The sequence below is a fragment of the Pseudophaeobacter sp. genome (assembly GCF_048267565.1).
Classification (GTDB): domain Bacteria; phylum Pseudomonadota; class Alphaproteobacteria; order Rhodobacterales; family Rhodobacteraceae; genus Pseudophaeobacter; species Pseudophaeobacter profundi.
This window is the reverse complement of record NZ_JBLWXG010000005.1, coordinates 1-16,944: the sequence shown is the minus strand read 5'-3', so window position 1 is coordinate 16,944 and position 16,944 is coordinate 1. Positions and strand designations below refer to the sequence as shown.

16 protein-coding genes are annotated in these 16,944 nt (G+C 60.2%); 6 read left to right on the top strand and 10 right to left on the bottom strand.

Features of this window, described 5'->3' with window-relative positions; genetic code table 11:
* The first annotated feature begins 41 nt into the window (after positions 1–41).
* Positions 42–1,064: a GlxA family transcriptional regulator gene (locus ACN0VH_RS12705; protein WP_417700798.1), complete on the top strand. Its 1,023-nt coding sequence runs from the start codon at positions 42–44 to the stop codon at positions 1,062–1,064.
* A gap of 35 nt (positions 1,065–1,099) precedes the next feature.
* Here the strand turns inward: ACN0VH_RS12705 and ACN0VH_RS12700 are convergent, their stop codons facing one another.
* From ACN0VH_RS12700 to ACN0VH_RS12680, 5 genes are all read right to left on the bottom strand, one after another.
* On the bottom strand, positions 1,100–1,747 hold the full coding sequence (locus ACN0VH_RS12700) for a DUF1826 domain-containing protein (protein ID WP_278922915.1): 648 nt from the start codon (positions 1,745–1,747) through the stop codon (positions 1,100–1,102).
* A 29-nt stretch (positions 1,748–1,776) separates the two neighbouring features.
* Positions 1,777–2,250: a metal-independent carbonic anhydrase family protein gene (locus ACN0VH_RS12695; protein ID WP_278922914.1), complete on the bottom strand. Its 474-nt coding sequence runs from the start codon at positions 2,248–2,250 to the stop codon at positions 1,777–1,779.
* A gap of 77 nt (positions 2,251–2,327) precedes the next feature.
* On the bottom strand, positions 2,328–4,247 hold the full coding sequence (gene thrS / locus ACN0VH_RS12690) for a threonine--tRNA ligase (RefSeq protein ID WP_417700797.1): 1,920 nt from the start codon (positions 4,245–4,247) through the stop codon (positions 2,328–2,330).
* Entirely contained in the window at positions 4,244–4,468 is a 225-nt protein-coding gene (gene yidD, locus ACN0VH_RS12685; protein ID WP_278923131.1) for a membrane protein insertion efficiency factor YidD, read from the bottom strand. Before yidD ends, thrS begins: the two co-directional genes overlap by 4 nt.
* 87 nt (positions 4,469–4,555) lie before the next feature.
* Positions 4,556–5,701: a CobW family GTP-binding protein gene (locus tag ACN0VH_RS12680; RefSeq protein WP_417700796.1), complete on the bottom strand. Its 1,146-nt coding sequence runs from the start codon at positions 5,699–5,701 to the stop codon at positions 4,556–4,558.
* A 90-nt stretch (positions 5,702–5,791) separates the two neighbouring features.
* Between ACN0VH_RS12680 and hisI the strand changes: the two genes are divergently transcribed.
* Positions 5,792–6,265, top strand: a complete 474-nt coding sequence (gene hisI, locus ACN0VH_RS12675) for a phosphoribosyl-AMP cyclohydrolase (protein ID WP_417700795.1) — start codon at positions 5,792–5,794, stop codon at positions 6,263–6,265.
* A 678-nt stretch (positions 6,266–6,943) separates the two neighbouring features.
* On the opposite strand, the gene ACN0VH_RS12670 is transcribed toward hisI, so the two are convergent.
* The 5 genes from ACN0VH_RS12670 to ACN0VH_RS12650 all read right to left on the bottom strand — a co-directional run bounded on the left by ACN0VH_RS12670 (position 6,944) and on the right by ACN0VH_RS12650 (position 10,634).
* The gene (locus ACN0VH_RS12670; protein ID WP_417700794.1) at positions 6,944–7,219 is read right to left on the bottom strand and encodes a hypothetical protein; all 276 of its coding nucleotides are present in this window, start codon (positions 7,217–7,219) and stop codon (positions 6,944–6,946) included.
* A 187-nt stretch (positions 7,220–7,406) separates the two neighbouring features.
* Positions 7,407–8,039: a tyrosine-type recombinase/integrase gene (locus tag ACN0VH_RS12665; RefSeq protein ID WP_417700793.1), complete on the bottom strand. Its 633-nt coding sequence runs from the start codon at positions 8,037–8,039 to the stop codon at positions 7,407–7,409.
* Between the two features lie 867 nt (positions 8,040–8,906).
* The gene (locus ACN0VH_RS12660; protein ID WP_417700792.1) at positions 8,907–9,095 is read right to left on the bottom strand and encodes a formyl transferase; all 189 of its coding nucleotides are present in this window, start codon (positions 9,093–9,095) and stop codon (positions 8,907–8,909) included.
* Positions 9,092–9,316: a hypothetical protein gene (locus tag ACN0VH_RS12655; RefSeq protein ID WP_417700791.1), complete on the bottom strand. Its 225-nt coding sequence runs from the start codon at positions 9,314–9,316 to the stop codon at positions 9,092–9,094. Before ACN0VH_RS12655 ends, ACN0VH_RS12660 begins: the two co-directional genes overlap by 4 nt.
* Positions 9,317–9,500: 184 nt before the next feature.
* Positions 9,501–10,634, bottom strand: coding sequence for an AraC family transcriptional regulator (locus tag ACN0VH_RS12650; protein WP_417700790.1), 1,134 nt, complete (start codon positions 10,632–10,634; stop codon positions 9,501–9,503).
* 153 nt (positions 10,635–10,787) lie between these two features.
* Between ACN0VH_RS12650 and ACN0VH_RS12645 the strand changes: the two genes are divergently transcribed.
* The 4 genes from ACN0VH_RS12645 to ACN0VH_RS12630 all read left to right on the top strand — a co-directional run bounded on the left by ACN0VH_RS12645 (position 10,788) and on the right by ACN0VH_RS12630 (position 16,565).
* Positions 10,788–11,708 (top strand): SH3 domain-containing protein, encoded by a 921-nt coding sequence (locus tag ACN0VH_RS12645; protein WP_417700789.1) that lies wholly within the window; start codon positions 10,788–10,790, stop codon positions 11,706–11,708.
* A gap of 197 nt (positions 11,709–11,905) precedes the next feature.
* A complete protein-coding gene (locus ACN0VH_RS12640; protein ID WP_417700788.1) occupies positions 11,906–12,247 on the top strand; it encodes a hypothetical protein in 342 nt (113 codons plus the stop codon).
* Between the two features lie 25 nt (positions 12,248–12,272).
* Complete coding sequence (locus ACN0VH_RS12635; RefSeq protein WP_417700787.1) at positions 12,273–14,309, top strand: alpha/beta fold hydrolase; 2,037 nt, start codon at positions 12,273–12,275, stop codon at positions 14,307–14,309.
* Between the two features lie 270 nt (positions 14,310–14,579).
* Positions 14,580–16,565 (top strand): alpha/beta fold hydrolase, encoded by a 1,986-nt coding sequence (locus ACN0VH_RS12630; protein ID WP_417700786.1) that lies wholly within the window; start codon positions 14,580–14,582, stop codon positions 16,563–16,565.
* Positions 16,566–16,944: the final 379 nt, after the last annotated feature.

The following is a 16,944-nucleotide window of genomic DNA, read 5'->3' as shown; positions in this document are numbered from 1 at the left end:
GGCCAATCAACGGGCCGTATTGGCCACAATGGGGATCAGACATGTCTGCATATCAGCATCTTGCATCAAGAATGGATCAACGGCGGCCAGTTGCTTTGGTGATCTACCCGGGCTTCAAGACACTGGAGGCGACGGGGCCGCTCAGTGTTCTGGGTTATGCCACGCGACATCTGGCCGAGGCGGGGCACGCCGGGGGGTATGACGTCACCATCGCAGCTCCCGAGGTCGGTCATGTCCCCTCGGATACGGCAATGTCGCTCGAGGCAACGGTCGCCCTAGAGGATTTTGGCGCGCCGGATACGGTCCTGATCGCTGGCGCTGCCCGGATCGAAGAGTTGCTCGGTGGACAACACGCGCTGGTGGACTGGTGTCGCGAGAACGGACCGAGGGTTCGGCGCTGTGCCGCGCTTTGTACGGGGTCGTATTTTCTGGCGGAGGCTGGTCTTCTGGAGGGTCAGCGCGCGGCAACACATTGGAATTACGTCGAACGGCTGCGCCAGCGCTACCCGGAGATTGATGTGGATGCCGATGCGATCTTTGTACAGGCGGGCCGTTTCTGGACCTCTGCGGGGGTCACGGCGGCGATCGACCTGACGCTGGCCTTTGTCGAACAGGATTACGGTCGTGACATTGCGCTCGGGGTGGCGCGCGACATGGTGATGTACCTCAAACGCCCCGGCGGGCAATCACAATTCAGCACCTTGCTGACGGGGCAGATGGCGGGCGCAACCAGCATGACCAAGGTGCTCACCTGGATGAGCGACCGGCTGGATCAACCGCTGAGCCTGAGCGATATCGCCGCCGCGCATGGGATGAGCGTGCGCAGCCTGACCCGCGCGTTCACGGCCGAGTTTGCAGTCGCCCCGATGACCATGCTCGAAGCCCTGCGATGTGATCGGGCCAAGGCGTTGCTGCTCGATACGGACCTGCCATTAAAGACCCTGGCCTACCGCGCCGGGTTTCAGTCGGACGAGCAAATGCGCAAGGCCTTTCGCCGCCGCTTTTCCCTGTCGCCGCGCGACTACCGGGCGCGGTTTGCGACCTCTGGCACACAGCCTGAGTAGCGCCCCGCAGTGCGAACACCTGGGGCGCGTTGCGGTCAGTGCTTGTAGGCCGCCGCCGCTTCCTCTGCCGGATCATTGATCGGGTCGAGCACCAGCAGCAGCCGTGTTTCACCGGTGCCCGCGATGGGCGGCGAGCGGTGCAGCAGCCCCGAGACCGGAGTTTCCGGCCACCGCGTGCCGCGCAGAATGATCGGCGCGCCCGTTGGGACGGTCAGGATCTGCGCGGGGTCGTGGCCATTTTCGGACAGGCCATACTGCGTGCCGGTTCCGCGATAGGTGCAGACCAGACGGGCCTTCACGGCATCGATATGAAACTTGCGACACGCATTGGTATCGACGACGTCCAAGCGCATCCTGACGTAGGCACTGTCCATGACATTCGCAAAAATGGACGCCAGTGCAGAGGCATCTTCGATCAACATGTTGCGCTCCTCACATGTCGGCGTACCGCATTGATTGGCAATATTGATGAGCGCGTCACAGACCGCATCCGGCCGCAGGATCAGCCGCGTCTTTGGCAATTGTTCGGGCGGCAACGCATCGATCCAGCTCTGGAATCGTGGCAGCGGATCGCGCTTCCAGATCGTCGCCGCGCAGGCGGGCTGGTGAATGGCCGTCAGGCCGCTTGGTGCGGTGACCGATGTCGTACAGTCGTCGAGCGCGGGGGGCGTGTCGAGGATCATCTGGCGAACTCCTGTTTCAGGCATTGATTTCAGGGCTGGTAGGGCAGGGACGAATGATGAAGGACGATGCGCAGGGTGCCTGTTTCATCCTTCGTGTAGCCAAAGCTCTTGTCCACCGTGGTGACGGACCCGTCCTTGTTGGTGAGCTTGACCCAGCCCATCCACATCGCGACATCTCCCTGGATGAAGTGGGCCGAAGGGATGCTCTCCATGGCGCGCCAGCCCATGATCGCAAAACCGTTGTCGAGGGGGTATTCATCGGAATGGCCGCAGAAATAGGCCAAGGCCCCGGCTTTGGTCGGACGAAAGGTCTGCGCGCCGCTGGCCATGGTCGGTTTGAACAAGACAGGCCCGAGGGTGTAGCCGTAGTAAGTGTCGATATTGGTAGCGGCGACCGCGCGGGCAGCCTCGATACCGCCGTTCTCAAAGGCCTTCGAGATGGCGATTTTTCCATTCCCCCAGATGGTCAGGGCGTTCTGGATGTCTTTTTCGGTGATCTGCAAGGAAAAATCCTTTTGTTTGTTGGGGTCACAAGGGGGGGGGGCGGTCAGCCCCCTATGGCAGAGTGGGCGACGGGGCCTTATGCGCCGCTGGGAGAACGCGCCTCTGTCACCAGCAGTCGGACCGCCTCTTCCAGGGGCAGGGTCTCGGTCTTGTCGGTTCCGTGGCGCCGGATCGTCACGCTGCGCGCGTCTGCCTCGCGCCCGCCGAGCGCGATCTGGACGGGGATCTTTTGCAGCGCGTGTTCGCGCACCTTGTAGCCGATCTTCTCATTGCGCAGATCGGTCTCGACCCGCAGCCCCGCCGCCTTCAGTGCCTGTGCAACCTCGGTGGCCCAGTCATCGGCGGCTCCGGTCACCGTGGCGACAACCGCCTGCACCGGCGCCAGCCACAGCGGCAAATGCCCGGCGTGGTGTTCAATCAGAATGCCGGTGAACCGCTCCAGCGATCCAAACAGCGCGCGGTGCAGCATGACCGGTGCCAGCTTGTCGCCTGACGGGGCTACATAGGTGGTGCCGAACCGTTCCGGCAGATTGAAATCCACCTGAAGCGTGCCGCATTGCCAGTCCCGCCCGATGGCGTCGCGCAGGACATATTCGAGCTTTGGCCCGTAGAACGCGCCTTCGCCTTCAAAGATCGTATAGGGATGACCGGCCTGATCCAGCGCCTGACGCAGCGCATCCTCGGAGCGGTCCCAGCTTTCGTCACTGCCGATACGGTTCTTCGGGCGGGTCGAGAGCTTGATGCGCACATCGTCAAAGCCGAAGTCGCGATAGATCGACATCACCAGATCGTTGACCTTCAGGCATTCCTCGGTCAGCTGCTCCGGCGTGCAATAGATATGGGCGTCATCCTGGGTGAAGCTGCGCACGCGCAAAAGCCCGTGCAATGCGCCGGATGGCTCGTAGCGATGCACCTCGCCAAATTCGGCGATCTTCAGCGGCAGGTCGCGATAGCTCTTGGTGCCTTGCCCGTAGATCAGCATATGGCCGGGGCAGTTCATCGGTTTCAGCGCGTAGTCGCGGTCGTCCTCGGTCTTGGCGAGGAACATGTTCTGGCGGTAGTTCTGCCAATGGCCCGAGGTCTCCCACAGGGCGCGGTCCATGATGTCGGGGGAGTTGACCTCGATATAGCCCGCCTCTTCCTGACGCTCGCGCGTGTAGCCGATCAGCGTCTGGAACAGGCGCCAGCCCTTTGCGTGCCAAAAGACAGACCCGGGCGCGACTTCCTCAAAGTGAAACAGGTTCATCTCGCGCCCCAGTCGGCGGTGATCGCGTTTTTCGGCCTCGGCCATCATGGACGTATGCGCATCGAGTGCGGCTTTGTCGGCAAAAGCGACCCCATAGATGCGGCTGAGCATCGGGTTGTTGCTGTCCCCACGCCAATAGGCGCCCGCCACGCGGGTCAGTTTGAACGCGCTGTCGGCATCAGCGGTGCTGCGCATATGCGGCCCCCGGCAGAGGTCGAGCCATTCCCCCTGGCGATAGATCGTGACGGTCTCGCCCTCGGGGATCGCATCAAGCAGCGCCAGTTTGTATCCTTCGCCTGCGGCCTCAAAATGCTGGCGGGCCTCTTCGCGGGTCCATTCCTCGCGGGTGAAGGGGGTTCTGGCGGCGATGATCTGGCGCATCTTTTTCTCGATCACCGGAAGATCCTCGGGGGTGAACGGCGTGTCCCGTTCGAAATCATAGTAGAACCCGTGTTCGATGGCCGGTCCGATGGCGGTCCTGGTGCCGGGCCACAGCGCCTGAACCGCTTCGGCCAACACATGCGCGAGGTCGTGGCGGATCAGCGCCAGCGCCCGCGGGTCATCCCGCGTCACCAGCTCCACCACGGCGCCGTCGGGCAGGGGGCGGGACAGATCCGTGACCGTTCCGTCAACAACCGCAGCGACCGTGCGCTTGACAAGGCTCGGGCTGATGGCGGCGGCGAGATCGGCGGCGGTGCTGGCAGGCTCAAGCGCGCGGGTTGCGCCATCGGGCAAGCGGATATGGATCATTTCGGGGTCTTTCTGTCAGGGAGGGGAGGCACCGGGTCATAGCCGGATCCTCCCCAAGGATTGCAACGGGCGAGACGCCGGAGCACAAGCCATGCCCCGCGCCACGGGCCATGGATGTCGAGCGCCTCGATCGCATAGGCAGAGCAGGTGGGTTGAAAGCGGCAGGCATGTCCCAGCCAGGGCGAGAGCAGCAGCCGATAGCCGCGCACGGGGAGGATCATCAGCCAGATCACAAGTCGCGCCAACGGGCCGCGCGACGGATGCGACGGGGCGGCGTCGCGGGTGCAGGAGCAACAGACCGGCATGGCTCAGAACGGCAACTCTAGGGTGTCGACCATCATCCCGCCGGGCAGATCCGGCGGTGCGGCCTCGGCCTTTGGTTTCATCAGGAGCATGTCGAGGCTGGCCTTGAGGTCGGCCTCTTCCATGTCGCGCGCGATGACAACGACCCGGCTTGTGGTATCCGTGCCCGACCAGCTTTTGAGCGGCACAGGGGCGTCAAAAATATGTTGCACCCCGTGAAAGACAAACGGGTATTGCAGACCCTCGACGTGCAGGATGCCCTTCATGCGCAGGATGTTCTGCCCCTTGAGCGCAATCAGCGAGTCCAGCCAGAAATCAAAGACATTTGCGGCAATGGGATCGGTCACTGCAATCGAGGCGGAGGTGATCCGATGGTCAGGTGTGGCGGGCGCTGATGGGCTGAAGACCAGTGGTGCCGGGGGCGTCGTCGCGGCGGCAAAGCCGGAGACCCCGGCCAGCGGATCGGGCTGTGCCATCTCTTGCGACAAACCCAGCCAGCGTTCCACATCCGGCGCGGCCACGCCTTCGCGCAGGGCGGAAAGGCCAAACAACGCGCCCACCGGCACGCGCCCACGGTCGGCCCGGATGCGCGTGCCGGTGGCGTTCAGACCGTCCAGGCGTTTTTCAAGCCGGGACAGGTCAAACCCGTCGGTCAGATCGGTTTTCGACAGGACCAGCGTATCGGCCATGGCGACCTGCTGCACTGCCTCGAACTGCCGATCGAGCGTTTCCATGCCCGTCGCCGCATCCACCAGGGTCACCACCCCATCCAGCCGGAAGGCCTGTGCAATCTGGTAATCGGTCGTCAGCGTATGCACGATCGGTGCCGGATCGGCGATGCCGCTGGTTTCAATCACCACCCGGTCAAATTGCACCTGACCCGCGTCCCGCTTTGCGATCAGGCCCTCGAACGTCTTGGCCAGATCCCCCAGGATCGCACAGCACAGGCAGCCCGATGGCAGCAGGATGGTCTCTTCGGTGGCTTCTTCGATCAGGTCGTGGTCCAGACCGATATCGCCGAATTCATTCATGATGACGGCAATCCGCCCCGCGTTTGGGTCGCGGATCAGATGGTTTAGCAGCGTGGTTTTCCCGGCCCCCAGAAACCCGGTCAGCAAGGTCACGGGAATGCGTTTGTCCTGCTCGGTCATCACGACGCTGGCCCCTTTACAGTGTGTTGCCTTTCGTTCAAACTTGTTACGTTATAACGAAACGTTTTACAAGGAGCCGGAGAAGGCGATATGACACAACTGTACTTCCAGCCCCGCACCACCGTGGAACAGGTCGAGGAAAGCACCGACCTTGCGCCCAAATTCGGCGAGGATGGTCTGATGCCTTGTATCACCACGGATGCAACCACGGGCGAGGTGCTGATGCTGGGCTGGATGAATGCCGAAGCCTTTCGTCTGACCATCCAAACGGGCGAGGCGCATTATTTCAGCCGCGCCCGGCAGGTGCTGTGGCACAAGGGGGCGACCTCTGGCCTGATTCAGACCGTGGTCGAAGCGCGGATTGACGACGATCAGGACGCCCTGTGGCTGCGTGTCGATGTGACCGGCTCCGGCGCGTCCTGCCACGTGGGCTATCGGTCCTGTTTCTACCGCATTGTGCCGCATGGTGCGCAGGCCGGAGCGCCGCTAACCTTCATGGAAAAGATCAAAACCTTCGATCCGGTTGCCGTCTATGGCGATGCGCCGAACCCGACCAAACTATGATGTCACTTGGAGGCAGCAGGTCCATGCTTTCACAAGCGGCTGGGCCTGTCGTCTCTTGTGCTATCCTCCAGCAAACTAAGTGATGGGCGAGAGAGATATAACACGCACCGAGGTGCCATCCCCAGAGGCGGGGTGCCCTCAGCTTACAATCATTGCACCGAACGTGCTCCTGCCGGGTTTCATTCAGCGATGAAAGATCACAATCCTACACAGGCGATCCAAGTATTTTGGCACACGCAGCGAGTAAAGCGACTGGTACGGGAGTACTTCGGGTCTGGCGGGTCTGTCCTGATTTCTGTGCGCGAAACGATCTGCACTGATCCTGATTGTCCGGGGCCGAGAACTGAGATTCGGATCACGGATCTTCTCTGGCGTGAAATCCGCTTCTCCATCCACAAGCCGGTGTCGAAGGTGTGCCGGTTAGACGTTTCACAATCGATTTAAGCTGCCATGCGTCGAACGCAGATCGCTGCCTGCAAAGTTCATATAGCGTTGTCAGGATCGAAAGGAGCCGCTGGATCCTTCTAGGATTCACACTTGGACTTTCCGCGCTGCCAACCTTCAATATGGTGATGGTATTACCCCTGCAGCGGATGGCTGGCATGGGGACGCTGCGGCGCAGAGCTGACAACTATCGTGGAGGGCCGTTCTGGGCCGCTGTTCCACAGCATAGAAGAGTTAGCTTTTCTTTTTGTGATCTTTGGCGACAATGATGCCAGCCTTGCCCATGACAAGAACGAGAACGCCACCGATCCAACCTGCTATAACTGAATTTATGGCTACAGCTGTGCCCATCAACGCTAGTCCCATGTTTCCGACCAACAGCGTAAGCGCGATGGCGCATAAAATTGGTACGACTAAGACAAGCTGTACGAAGAGTGGATAACCACGGAACCGTTTCCAAATAGCGGCGGCAAGAGGTTTAGCGCGTTCGAACATTTGTTGGATTTCCACTGATAAACTCCCATGAGGGATGCCTGTCTTAGCCGTTTGAAGTCAATGACTACTTTAGGTAGCGTGAACCTCGGTGCGCATCTAATTTAGTATGTGCAGAGAATGCCCACTTTGACGGGCCGCGCGCAGCATTTGACAACTCTACTCAAGGTCCGTTCTGGGCCGTCCGTGAAGACGGCCCATGCCTTTAGATTTCGATGGATTCGGCGATAGCCAGTGCATCCTCAAGCTCAACGCCGAGGTATCTGACAGTGCTGTCCATCTTGGTATGGCCCAACAATAGTTGGACCGCCCGAAGGTTTCCCGTCTTCTTGTAGATTTGGGTCACCTTCGTTCGCCGCATTGAGTGCGTGCCATAGGCGTCGGCCTCCAGACCGATAGATGTAACCCACTCACGGACAATACGCGCATACTGGCGGGTCGAGATGTGAAGCCGCTCGTGAAATCGCCCAGGCCAGAGGTATTCGGATCCGATCATCAGCGGCTCCCGCATCCACCTTGCCAGCGATGCGCGGGTGCCTTCAGCGATTTCGAAGCGCACGGGTTTTTGGGTCTTGCTCTGAAGAACCGACGCGCGTTCCTTGATTTGGCCTGACGCCATGACATCGACCACCTTCATCTTCACGAGATCGCAGCCGCGCAGCTTGCTGTCGATGGCAAGATTGAAGAGGGCCAGATCACGATGATTCTCGGCCAGTTCCAGACGCACCCTGATCGCCCAGACGTGTTTGGGCTTGAGCGGTCTTTTCTGGCCGACGATCCGGCCTTTGTTCCAGGCCGGGCGCAGTGCGCGGATGGCGGGTAGGTTTGGTGTTTGCATGACGGATCCTCCGATCCACCACGCCCTCCCATATCGACAACCCGACGTTGACAAGACATCATATCACATAGTGTCGCGACGCATCCGAGGTCGGCTTTGAGCCCAGACCTGACCAGACCTATGGGCATATTGTCGGAAGATAAGGATTGCGCACAGCGTCAAGAATTTCGAATCTCATCCATTTTCTTGACCAGTTGTAGTGTTCTGTTCGCCCGTCAATGTTCGCGACGAGGATGGCATGGTACGACCAAATATACCTCCCGTTCGGAGAGGTTGTTCTCGACGCAATTTGAGGGAGGCGCATTTCCCATATAGAGCTGAGTTGTCTGTCGTACTCATTGGGTTTGGGAACAAGAATACAGGCATCGTTAGTATAACTATTTATCCCGCGATGCGTATACATGCTGATCGCTGAGGTCCAAGACCAGATAGTGATAAGAAAAAGAACTACAAATCCGATACGATAATACCTACCTATGGTTTGTCTGGGGATTAAAACACCAATGATCATAAAGAGATAGCCTGCGAACCCCAAGACAAAGAAGAGCGTGATCCCTCCGTCCACAGACGCGCTTTTTATCCATGCCCTCAACGCCAGGAGCAGGCCGCCGATCAGAAGTGCGAAGGCCAGCGCCGAAGTCGCTTTTTCTGGCCAAACAAGTTCTCCAAGTCGCTTTTGAACTAGGTGAGTAGTAATCAGTCCGAGGATGCAGCCAACAACAACAAATATGGCCCACTTATCTGCCGATATTGGAAACCAACTGCTGATCCAAAAAAGGAGCACAAGGAATGACGATGAGGCTTTCAAGTGGTTCTGCGTCCCTTGGTAGCTTTACAAGATACATTACGATGGTTTCAGATTTGATATCATATCTGCAGCCGCGCCCCCACTAGCAACAGATCGGCTCCCAGCGGAGCCAAGGCCCGGTTCCAAAGCTGCAGGGCCGTCTCAGCTGGTAGGATCTGGATGCGCCGCTGAAGCCTCTGCCCATCCGCGATAACCACCGGCCCGCCGTCAACCTGATCGGTCAGCCAATAGACCGTGCCCCCGGTCATGCGCTGGTCATCAACCAGACAATCGCGGATTGCGTGGCGGCCGGGTTAGGCGGGCAGCAGCGAGGGGTGGTAGGCGAGAGGCGCCCCTCGCGGGCGTTGTGCTCGGCAATGCCTTCGGCCAGAATTTCCAAAAACTTGTCGACCGGATGCGGCTTTGCCAAACCGGCCGTTTGGAAATGATGAAGCAATCTTTGCGGTTGCTTGTTTGCAGGGAAGGTCAAACCGACATTCCAATCGTTAATCTAAGGACTGCTTGGTTGATTTCTTCTTCAATCCAGAAGTGTTCTGCTCCGCGTCGGCGCCTGTGCTGTGGCTGTGTTTGAGGGCTTGCCAGACGCCGTTCGTCATCACCCTGTTCCACCGTCTATAATGCAGGGCCTTCGGAGCATGGCCAATCCGGTATCGTCATCGCTTTCGCAAGGTCTGTGAAGGTGCCTCGCCATATATGTCTCGGTAGGCCTTTGCAAAGCGTCCCATATGCGTGAAACCGCAGTTCATCGCGATGTGGGTAACCGAAAGCGATGGGTCTGATGTCATCAGATCGAGCCGCACGTTCTCCATCCGGATCGAACTCAACATGGCAATTGGTGACCGGTTGCCACAACTCCGGAACGCGTCCTGAAGGTTTCGTGGGCCTGTGCTGACCGCTGCGGCAATGTCAGAGACAGTGATCGCGTCGGCATAGTGAGCCCGCATGAAATCGATCGCCGCCCACACCATGCGCATTGAAGATGGCGAGGATTGAACTGACGATGGGATTGTCGTGTCGGTCCTGGCCAAGAAAGCGCGGAAGTGCTCCCATAGAAGAGCTTCGGCCGTTGCTCCAGCCGAGCGGTTGTTCAGGAGGGAGTCCGGCGATGCGAGGTCACATACAAGATAGCGCAAGAAGTCACGCAAGGGGCCGGTCGCCTTCGAGGTGTCTTCGACGGCTGCGAAATCGCTGCCCCGGCGGGGAAAGGTCTGGCCATCCATAGTCTCGAATACGTTTGCCGGAACCTTGAACATGATGGCCTCGAATGGCTCGCCACCCGATCCGGCAACCTGCGTTCGGCGGCGCGACGGTCGCAGGGTCAGACTTTCACCCGCAACCAGCCTGAAATCGGCGTTTCCGGATTCCACCTTCAGTGCGCCGACGATTGGCATCATGATGGACAGGCTGGTTGTATCCTCGGCCTCGATCATGTGCCCGCTTGACGTGATGTGATGAAGCCGGGCCCCAGAGACGGGCAGAATAGCGGTGACGACCGAAAGCTTCGCAACAGTGTCCGGCACGAGCGCGAAGTCGATCGGATCGCTTACCAAAAGCTGTCGATAACCGTCGTCGCGCGGATGGACACTTGTCCATTCCGCCGCAGAATATCTGATGCCTGTTTCCTTATGCAAGCGTCCCAAGGCCTCCGTAAGACGTTCCTGCGCGATATGGACAAATACCACGAACGGAACGCTTCTGCACTTTAATTGGATGAGAGCGTGACACAGCACCAGAATATCTAATGCGGCCGCATTCCGGATAATCTGCCTCGCAATACGGATATACACAACCTAAACAATTGTTAAAGTGCAGTCGTGGGTCACTGGTTGAGCTGCTGCGAACCATGAGCGGGATTGTTCCAACACTTTCCGGAGGAACGCGATGCTTGCACCCGCCCTGCCTGGTTCAATGGCGAGGCGTTAAAGCAAGAGGAGGCGAAGATGCGAAATCTAATCTGGGCAATCACGGCGATCAGTCTCGCTGGGGGGGTAATCTTCGGTTCGGCCGCGCGCGCGCAGGACCAGGTCCGCCGGGTGGACGTCAGCTTTGCAGCCGGAACGTCCGGAGCAAGCTACAGCGACACGATCGTCGGCTACGACTCCGTGGAATATTTCCTGAGTGCCAGTGGCGGTCAGCAAATGCGCATCGACCTGAGCACCTCGAACCCATCGAATTACTTCAACGTTTGGCCACCCGGAGCCGATACCGCCATATTTGTCGGTTCAAGCAAAGGGGACCATTTCAACGGCGTTCTGCCGCGCTCGGGCGAGTATCGGGTGCAGGTGTTCCTCATGCGCAATGCTGCGCGGCGCAACGAAACCGCAAACTTCACACTCGACATTGCGATCACGGGAGCGGTGGCCTCGGCCTCGACAAAGCAACCGGACTTTGCAGATGGCAATGCCGGTGGGCCGGACTGGTACGTCGTGCGAGGTGTATCCGCGGGTGACAAGCTGAACGTCCGCGCGGGTCCATCAACGGAAAATGCGATCCTGGGGCAAATCGAAAATGGCGCACAGTTGCGTAACCTCGGCTGCCAAGGCCAGGGTCAGGCGCGCTGGTGCCAAATCGAAAGCGCCGATGGGCGCCTGCGCGGCTGGGTCAGCGCCCGCTTTATCGCAGAGGGCGCGGCGCCGAATACGGCGCAATCGCCGCAACAGAGGCCGACCCAACCCGTTGCAGACGTGCCCGAGCTTTTTCGCCGATCGACAGGGGAGTTTGAGGTCGGCTTCGCGTCCGGCTGCGGGCTGCTTTTCAATCCCGCGGGAAAACTCATCACCGCAGGATCATCATGCTCCCCGGCGCAATCGGTCCGCGCGGCAGAGGCTGTGGCCGCTTACCGCCTGGAACAGGGCCTCTAGGGTATTGGTCCGACATGCAGAGGAATGACAGCCATGACGTATGTGCTTGCCAATGTGTGTTTCGGATCCGGTCTCGCAACTGCACCTTCATCTGTCGAGGCTCTGGGGCATCCGCACATTCGAACGGGTGTCATGTATCGCGCTGGACCTGAAGCGCTTTGATTGGTCACCCTTCCACGCGACAAGGAGAAGAACGAATGAAACTGATCAAGATATCTGCCCTTCCCGTGGCCCTGCTGCTTGGTGGTTGCGAAAGCGACGGTACGTCCGTCGGCACGGGCGCCAACAGTACGGGCGGGACGACGTCCGGCACGATCCGGCTTCGGGATGACGGCAACTACGCCCTGGGCGTCTCCACGACGGGCGGTTTCTGCTCCGCCGTCTACCGCGCACCACGCCCGAACGGAACTGAACTTCAGCAGCTCGCCTGCACCAGCGGCGCTGGCGGCAACGCCACAGTCCGCTACGGCAGCGATGGCACACCGGTCAGCGCCACTTATGGCGGGCTCCAGATAGGGTCGGGCACGATCACCTTCTGAACATGAGCAGGCAGGGAGCTGAGACATGACAAGTATCTCACTGGCACGCAGGGCGGCCCCGATCCTTGCCATACTGGCTGCCCTGGCCACGGCCCCATCGTATGCACAAGAGGTCGGTGTCTTCGAGCCGACGCCTTGCCCCATACCGCTCTCCCATGAAGGCGAGGTCGAGGGGGAGACCTACGATTGCGGGATCGTCGCCGTGCCAGAGAACCACGAGGCCGATGGTGGGCGGACGCTCGAGATCGCCGCAATGCGGCTCCGCGCCACCACGCTGTCGCCGCGACCCGATCCCGTCTTCTACCTCGCTGGCGGGCCGGGTTCTTCTGGTCTGCACGAGTTCGCGTCGAACCCGACCCTTTTTCAGAATATGCAGGCGATGCGCCAGCGGCGGGATGTGATCACTTTTGACCAACGCGGCACCGGGCATTCGCAGATCCTGGCCTGCGGGCCGTTCTTTGCCGGCATCGGGGTCGTGGGCGAGAATTTCGACGAGGTGAATATCGCCGATCTGGAAGAGATTGTGGAAGGCCGTGGCGCCATGTCCTTCATTGTTGCCGTCTGCGGGATGAGCTACGCGCGCGTCGGCGTCGACCTCGGGCAATACAACTCCGTCGCCAGCGCAAAGGACATCGCCATAATGGCCGACGCAATGGGCTATGGCGGCAGTTACAACGTCTACGGCACGAGTTACGGTACGCGGCTGGCACAGCACACGCTCAGGACCACCCCGCAACGCGTACGTGCCGCGATCATGGACGGGACCGTGTCGGTGTCCGAACCCGGGAACGCCCATACGTCAACGAAACTCGGAACTCAGTTCGATACGATCTTCGAACTTTGCGCAGGCGACGCTTTCTGCAACGAACGATTTCCCGACTTGCGTGCCCGCTTCATCGCCGTACTGGAGGATCTCTCAACCGCTCCGCTTGTGCTCGACCCGCCGCTTGTCGGCAGCGATTTCTTCCGCAACGGCGGATTTGTCGCGGTCGACCGTATCGACGTGTCGTTTTTCAACCGGCTGGGCGTGTTCAACAACGGGGCCGGACGCGGCGGGGCGGCGGCCTTTGTGCCGATGCTTATCCAAGCGCTGGAGGACCGCAACACGGAATACCTGCGCGATATCATGGGGCGCGGAACCCTGCCGGATCAGCTGCAGGTCAACGCATCTCCCGATGCGGCCGATGTGTTCACCCCCGACGACAGCCTGATCGCGCCCTCCATAAATCTGATCTTGCAATTGGCGGAAGCATCACTTGCAGCCGATGGCGGTTCGTTCAGCACTGACTGGCTTGGAGCCGTGATTGGCGAGATGAATGCGCGCCTTCTCGAGGGAGAGACGCAAGCAGGCATCATACGTGATCTCGTGGAACTCAGCCTCGTTCCTCTGCAGCCAACCGGCGCCTCGGCGCTTGTCGATTTTGCCGACAGGCATCTGAGCTCGGACACCGCCGCAACCGCCAATGCATTGGCCAACGCAATGGACCGGCAACAGGTGCGTGAGACCTTCTGGTCCATCCAGGACATTGCTGAACGGATGAGCGGCGGCGGCGAGCGGACCGGCGTGCCCGGAGTGGCCATGGGGATGCTGAACGCGGTCAATTGCGCGGAAGATGTGGGCTTTTTCCCGCCCGAGGTGGCGGAGGAATTCGTCGCGCAGACCCCATACCCTGGCATCGGAGTGCAACCTGTCGAAACCTACAGGGTCATGTATGCGGCTTGTGGATTGCTTCCCTCACCCTTCTCTCAAGCTGAAATCACCGCGCCGGTAGAAAGCGATGCCCCTGTACTGATCTTTTCTCAAGGTATGGACAGCCAAACCCCGGTGACCCAAGGCCCGCTTGTGGCCGAAACACTGCCCAACAGCATCCTGCATGTCTGGCCGTCAGAAGGTCACGTGATCGCCTCGCGCAGCCCCGATGGCTGCGCCGGGGCTATCGCGGCGGCATTCCTCGACGATCCAATGTCTGTGCCGGATTTCAGCTGCTCGGATGACGATTATTACCGCGTGCCCTTCGATGTGGCCTACGAGCTCGTCTTTGGCGACGAGGAAGGCCAGTGATGGAGAGCACGCGCACGACTGCGTCGCGGATGCTGATTTCGCCGCAGTGGTTGCCGTTCCTTTGCCGGGCGCAGCACTGGCGCAGGTCGCCTGCGGGTCTGCCGGAGCACCGGCAAGTGCGATCCTGGCGACCTCCGACAAGGGCCGCGCATGCGATGCGGTTTTCCAATCTGCGGTTGACCACGTGAAAAATGATCATTTCTGCTCGGATGGCAACACCGGCATTTTCTACAGTTCGCGCCAGGCAGCTTTGTTCAAGGAGAACACCACATGGAAGAAATCTTCGCGATGCTGCTGGCGCTGACCGCGCCGGAACCGGACGGGGCCTATTTCGAAGCGCGTCTCGCGCAAGGGGAAGGCGCGCCGCTGGAGGTGACCAACTGCTTTGGACCGCTGGCCACGCCCGAGATCGTCGGCGAGACGATCATCTGCGGCACGGTCACGGTGCCGGAGAACCATGATGCGCCCGACAACGGCCAGACGGTGGACCTCGCCTTCGCGATCCTGCGCGCCGAGACGACCTATCCCGCGGATGATCCCCTGGTCTACCTGCACGGCGGCCCCGGGATCGGCAATCTCGATCACGGGCTTACCTTCATGGCCGAAGCCTTTGCACCGTTCCGCGCCACGCGCGACGTGATCATCTTCGATCAACGTGCGGCGGGGATCTCATCGGGCAGCGTGTCCTGCTATGACGAGATCACGTCGAATATCGCGGATATCGCTGTCGAAGGCTCCATGCCGTTTGAGGCCAACGAAAACGGCAATCCGGTCGTGGCGCAATTCCTGCGCGACTGCATTGCAGAGATCGGGGCCGGCGGCACCGACCTGACGGCCTACAACACGCGGCAGAACGCGCTTGACGTGCCGACCATCCTCACTGCGCTCGGCTATGACGAATGGAATCTCTACGGAATTTCCTATGGCACGAAACTGACGCTTGAGACGATGCGGTCGGCGCCAGAGGGCATCCGCTCGGTCGTGATCGACGGTGTCGCACCGCCCTGGGTCCATCTCTATGAAACGCTCGCCGTGCCGCTGTCGGAATCGATGGAGCGGCTGGTGCAGGACTGCGCGGCAGAGCCCGCCTGCAACGCGGCCTACCCCGATCTTGGCACGGTGCTCAAGGACGTGATCACGCGGTCGACAGCGGGAGAGATCACGTTCGAAGGAGAGCAGATCCCACCACAGGTCGTCATCAGTTTCTTCACCGAACGGAACAACCGTCATCACCTTGGCTCGCTCACGCCCTACATCCCGGCGATGATCTACGAGCTCGCGCGCGGCGAAGACGGACCGACCATCGACATGGTGGTCAACGAATGGGAGTGGTCCGTGCCGCCAACCGATGCCGCCGCCGTGATGGCGGCGCGCAAGGACGACCTCACCGAGCAGCAGGCGCAATTGCTGAGGCTCGCCCTGGGGGATGCGGAAATCATCGGCAACGCCACCGACGCGCTTGGCGTCGCCGTGGCCGACCTGCGCCGACAGCTCCACCGCGACCGCGCGCTTGGCCCCATGCCCGGCCTGTTCGACGCGGAACTGTCGGCGGCCCTTCCGGAAACGATCACGACAAGTGACGCGGCACGCGCAGCGCTGCAGGACTACGCCGCTCTGCGCCTCGGTGAGCCCACGCGCGACCTCCTCTCGGATTTCGTCCAGACGCATTTCGATGGCCCGCACCTGTCCCGTCTTCTCGCCCTTCTCGCGGCCATGACGGAAGACGAGGTCGCGGCGATCTTTGACTATGCGGCAACGATAGTCCGGTCCCGCACGCTCGATTTCCAGGAAAACTGGATCGATCTGATGCTCTACGCATGCCAGGAGGACATGCCCTACAACACGTACGAGGGCTACCAGAAGGTCACTGCTGAACAACCCTACGACGTTTCGTCTTATTTCAACGATGCCGGGATGGGTGTTTTCATGGTCTGTGAGGCCTTCGAGCATGTTGAGCGGGACAATTGGCACGAGGTCGTCGAAAGCGATATCCCGACGGTCTCCATCGGTTCGGGCTGGGACACGCAGACGGCGGCAAGCTGGGCCGAGGAAGCAACCCGCGGACTGACCAAGGCTCAGCACTTCTTAATTGCCGAAGCTGGCCACGGCGCGCTCGCCTATGTCAATTGCGTCGGCGACATGACCGCCGCTTTCGTCAACGATCCGACGCGGGAGCTGGACGATTCCTGCGTCAAAGCAACAGCCGTGCCGCCGTTTTACATTGCGCCCTGGGTCGAGGAGGCGGACGCAAACTAGCTTCAGCGACTGTCTCGAAGGTCGGCAACGGGGGGGGGGCAGTACAGAGCAGATATTTCGCTGCACTATCGGGATGGTGAACAGAAAATTTCATTTGAAAAGGCATCTGAAGGTCAACGCGCAGGGGCTTTGCTCTTTACGCGACAATAGCCTGGCGACCCTTTTTGGTGGATCAGCCTGAAGGTGACATGGACAAAAAATTATCTCTGATCCTGCGGCTAAACTTCACGAGGCCAAGCAACGCTGCGAACAAGCGTCCCGCGACCGAAAAGACAAGTACGGATACTGGTCATTGAACGTCGGCTTCTCTAATTGGGTGTTTGGGTCAAGCTCGTTTTCCTTCTTTCCTTTGGGTCTTTGTCACTCATCCGGGTCACGC

Coding starts and splice junctions, on each gene's coding strand:
- ACN0VH_RS12705 (WP_417700798.1), top strand. CDS start 42: ATGTCTGCATATCAGCATCTTGCATCAAGAATGGATCAACGGCGGCCA.
- ACN0VH_RS12700 (WP_278922915.1), bottom strand. CDS start 1,747: ATGATCCTCGACACGCCCCCCGCGCTCGACGACTGTACGACATCGGTC.
- thrS (WP_417700797.1), bottom strand. CDS start 4,247: ATGATCCATATCCGCTTGCCCGATGGCGCAACCCGCGCGCTTGAGCCT.
- yidD (WP_278923131.1), bottom strand. CDS start 4,468: ATGATCCTCCCCGTGCGCGGCTATCGGCTGCTGCTCTCGCCCTGGCTG.
- ACN0VH_RS12680 (WP_417700796.1), bottom strand. CDS start 5,701: ATGACCGAGCAGGACAAACGCATTCCCGTGACCTTGCTGACCGGGTTT.
- hisI (WP_417700795.1), top strand. CDS start 5,792: ATGACACAACTGTACTTCCAGCCCCGCACCACCGTGGAACAGGTCGAG.
- ACN0VH_RS12665 (WP_417700793.1), bottom strand. CDS start 8,039: ATGCAAACACCAAACCTACCCGCCATCCGCGCACTGCGCCCGGCCTGG.
- ACN0VH_RS12660 (WP_417700792.1), bottom strand. CDS start 9,095: ATGACCGGGGGCACGGTCTATTGGCTGACCGATCAGGTTGACGGCGGG.
- ACN0VH_RS12645 (WP_417700789.1), top strand. CDS start 10,788: ATGCGAAATCTAATCTGGGCAATCACGGCGATCAGTCTCGCTGGGGGG.
- ACN0VH_RS12640 (WP_417700788.1), top strand. CDS start 11,906: ATGAAACTGATCAAGATATCTGCCCTTCCCGTGGCCCTGCTGCTTGGT.
- ACN0VH_RS12635 (WP_417700787.1), top strand. CDS start 12,273: ATGACAAGTATCTCACTGGCACGCAGGGCGGCCCCGATCCTTGCCATA.
- ACN0VH_RS12630 (WP_417700786.1), top strand. CDS start 14,580: ATGGAAGAAATCTTCGCGATGCTGCTGGCGCTGACCGCGCCGGAACCG.